This window comes from Xanthomarina sp., assembly GCF_035306605.1.
In the GTDB taxonomy this organism is placed as follows: domain Bacteria; phylum Bacteroidota; class Bacteroidia; order Flavobacteriales; family Flavobacteriaceae; genus Xanthomarina.
The window spans coordinates 1-3,608 of record NZ_DATGNR010000014.1; the positions used below are offsets into that span (position 1 = coordinate 1).

Genomic DNA, 3,608 nt, shown 5'->3' on the forward strand with positions numbered 1-3,608 from the left:
GGAGAGCTTTGTTTCAAAGTATATTTTTAGTTATGACCATAAAATGATTGGTAAGCAATTCTTGATTGCAGCAATCTTTATGGCAGTGGTTGGAATGATGTTATCTGTATTTTTTAGAATACAATTAGCATGGCCAGAACAATCATCCGACTTTTTAAACATGTTTTTAGGAGACAGATGGGCGCCGGATGGAGTCCTTAATCAAGATATGTTCCTTGGTTTGGTAACAATACACGGAACCATTATGGTTTTCTTTGTATTAACAGGTGGACTATCTGGAACATTCTCTAACGTATTAATTCCTCTACAAATTGGAGCAAGAGATATGGCTTCAGGATTCATGAATATGATGTCTTGTTGGTTGTATAACATTGCTTCAGTAGTAATGCTAGTTTCATTATTCGTAGAGTCAGGACCTGCAATGGGAGGTTGGACAGTATATCCTCCACTTTCAGCATTACCTCAAGCGATGTCTGGATCAGGAATGGGAATGTCATTATGGATGGTTTCTTTAGTGATTTTCATCGCCTCATCATTATTAGGTTCACTTAACTACGTAGTTACGATTTTAAATTTAAGAACAAAAGGAATGACATTGACAAGAATGCCGCTAACAATTTGGGGATTCCTTATCACTGCAATTGTGGGTATTATTTCTTTCCCAGTGTTATTCGCGGCAGTTCTTCTATTGGCAATGGACCGTATTTTTGGAACATCATTCTACTTAAGTGATATTATCATCGGTAATGAAATGCTTGACAACGTGGGTGGTTCACCAATCTTATACCAGCACTTATTCTGGTTCTTAGGTCACCCTGAGGTGTATATTGTATTATTACCTTCATTAGGTATTACATCTGAGATTATTGCTAACCAATCGAGAAAACCAATTTTTGGTTACCGTGCGATGATTGGTTCACTTTTAACTATCGGATTCTTGTCCTGTCTAGTTTGGGCTCACCACATGTTCGTGTCTGGTATGGATCCATTCTTAGGTAGTGTGTTCGTATTTACTACATTGTTAATTGCTATTCCTTCTGCTGTAAAGGTGTTTAACTACCTTACAACGCTTTGGAAAGGGTCGATCACTTTTACGCCAGCAATGTTGTTCTCAATTGGATTAGTTTCTACTTTCATCTCAGGAGGTATTACAGGAACTATCCTTGGAAACTCTTCATTAGATATTCAAGTACACGACACCATGTTCGTGGTAGCTCACTTCCACGTGGTAATGGGTCTATCTTCAATATTTGGTATGTTTGCAGGGGTTTATCATTGGTTCCCTAAAATGTTCGGAAGAATGATGAATGCACGCTTAGGGTATGCACACTTTTGGTTAACAATGATTGGAGGTTACGGAGTATTTATACCAATGCACTTTATTGGATTAGGAGGTGCCCCAAGAAGATATTATGATTATTCTATCTATGATACCTTTAATCCAACAGCAAGTCAAATGATGTTAGATTTGAACTGGTTAATTACAATCTTCGCGATAATTGGAGCGGCAGCTCAGTTCTTGTTCATCTTTAACTTCTTCTATAGTATCTTCAGAGGGCCTATCGCGCCATTAAACCCATGGAAATCTACAACTTTAGAGTGGACTACTCCAACGATTGTACCTGGACATGGTAACTGGCCTGGAGAAATTCCTGAAGTACACCGTTGGCCTTATGATTATTCTAAGCCAGGGTGGGATGAGGACTTCGTTCCACAAACAGTTCCACTAAAAGAGGGAGAAGTAGACGGAGGAGGTCATTAAACTTCAAGTCACTAATATATTTTTAAAGCCCAATACCCATAGTGTGTTGGGCTTTTCTTATCTTTGATAATTATAATACACAAACAGTGGAAGAAGAGGACTTTGATTACAGAAATGATGGTGATAAGCTTGATCTAGAGTTGGATAAAGTGTTGCGTCCTAAGCTTTTAGATGATTTTACAGGTCAAAGTAAAATCATTGAAAATTTAGAGATTTTTATCAAAGCAACACAACAACGTAATGAGCCACTAGACCATGTATTGTTACATGGACCTCCAGGGCTTGGAAAAACGACTTTGGCTCATATTATAGCCAACGAGTTGGACGTGGGATTTAAAGTAACTTCTGGTCCAGTATTAGACAAACCAGGAGACTTAGCAGGTTTGTTGACTAGCTTGGATGAAGGAGATGTGCTGTTCATTGATGAAATACATAGACTTTCCCCTGTGATTGAGGAATATTTGTATTCTGCTATGGAAGATTTCGTGATTGATATCATGATTGATTCAGGGCCTAATGCGAGAACTGTTCAAATTGCATTAAATCCTTTTACCTTAGTAGGGGCTACAACGCGTTCAGGATTGCTCACAGCGCCACTTAGAGCTCGTTTTGGTATAAATGCTCGTTTACAATACTACAATGCTAAAACACTCACTCAAATTGTAAAACGATCGAGTGATTTGCTGAACATACCTATCGACCATGATGCTGCCTACGAAATCGCAAGTAGGAGTAGAGGAACACCTAGAATTGCGAACGCTTTATTAAGAAGAGTGCGTGATTTTGCACAAATCAAAGGAGATGGTATAATTAATTTAGAAATTACCAATATAGCACTTTCAGCACTTAATGTGGATGCCAATGGCTTGGATGAGATGGACAATCGTTTGCTCTTAACTTTAATTGATAAATTTAATGGAGGTCCAGTGGGAATTACCACGTTGGCCACCGCTGTGGGAGAAAATGCAGGAACAATTGAAGAAGTTTATGAGCCTTTTCTAATTCAAGAAGGCTTCTTAATGAGGACACAACGCGGTAGAAAAGCTACACCAAAAGCATATAAACACTTGGGAAGAACATCAAGTGGAGGAATACAAGGTGATTTGTTTTAATATTTAAACGAATTGAGCGTAAGGTGTTGTTAGGATTTTCTAAAATAAATTTGATGTAAAATTAAGTAGGGACAAGCTTTCGCTCATCCCTACATATTTAACATTTTTACTTATTAAACACTTTTTTAAGGGTGTAAGGGTACAAATGACCGAATTCAATCATACACCAATCTTTAAAGGACTGAAAATCTTCTGATTTACTAATCCATTTAACAGCTTTTTCCAGTTCTTTTTGAAACAATTGTCGATCAAAACTAACCTTCTTTAAGATGTTTTTGCTAAATTCAACCATAATTATTTCTGTTGTTCTAGTTTACAATATAATAATTATTTGATTAATTATACATAATGTATTGTAAAATATTTAACGATAAAAAATTTAAAATAGTATATTCTAGATCACTGGCGTCCGGAATAAATTTTACCGACTTTGTAAAACTCTTTATTTAAAAGGTTTCTAGCTAATTGTTTGAATGTATACCTTAGTTTTTCAAAATTATCGAAATCGGAGCGCTTGGGATTCCACAGCGAAAGATGAGTTTTCAAGCGGAATTGCTTTTCTCGTAAGAGAAATAAAGCATTCCGCTTAGGAACCACGGAGTAGCAGCGCAGCTAATCTCACGGTGCGCAGCATTCGCCTTGGAATTCCATTGATTTTTTTGTTTCGTTTTTTTATCAAGAAAAAAATGAAAAAGAAATCTAACGCTTGGAAACCGTCCTCGTAGAGTTACGTA

General features: G+C 37.0%; 3 protein-coding genes. 2 read left to right on the forward strand and 1 reads right to left on the reverse strand.

Annotated elements, in window-relative coordinates; all coding sequences use genetic code 11:
- Window positions 1-1,762: cytochrome c oxidase subunit I (locus VKY41_RS02085; RefSeq protein ID WP_500812778.1), on the forward strand; the 1,762-nt coding region annotated here is incomplete at its 5' end.
- An 86-nt stretch (window positions 1,763-1,848) separates the two neighbouring features.
- Window positions 1,849-2,874 (forward strand): Holliday junction branch migration DNA helicase RuvB, encoded by a 1,026-nt coding sequence (gene ruvB, locus VKY41_RS02090; RefSeq protein WP_500812779.1) that lies wholly within the window; start codon window positions 1,849-1,851, stop codon window positions 2,872-2,874.
- 542 nt (window positions 2,875-3,416) lie between these two features.
- Here ruvB and VKY41_RS02095 read toward each other — a convergent pair.
- A partial coding sequence (locus VKY41_RS02095) for a hypothetical protein (RefSeq protein WP_500812780.1) occupies window positions 3,417-3,608 on the reverse strand: 192 nt, incomplete at its 5' end.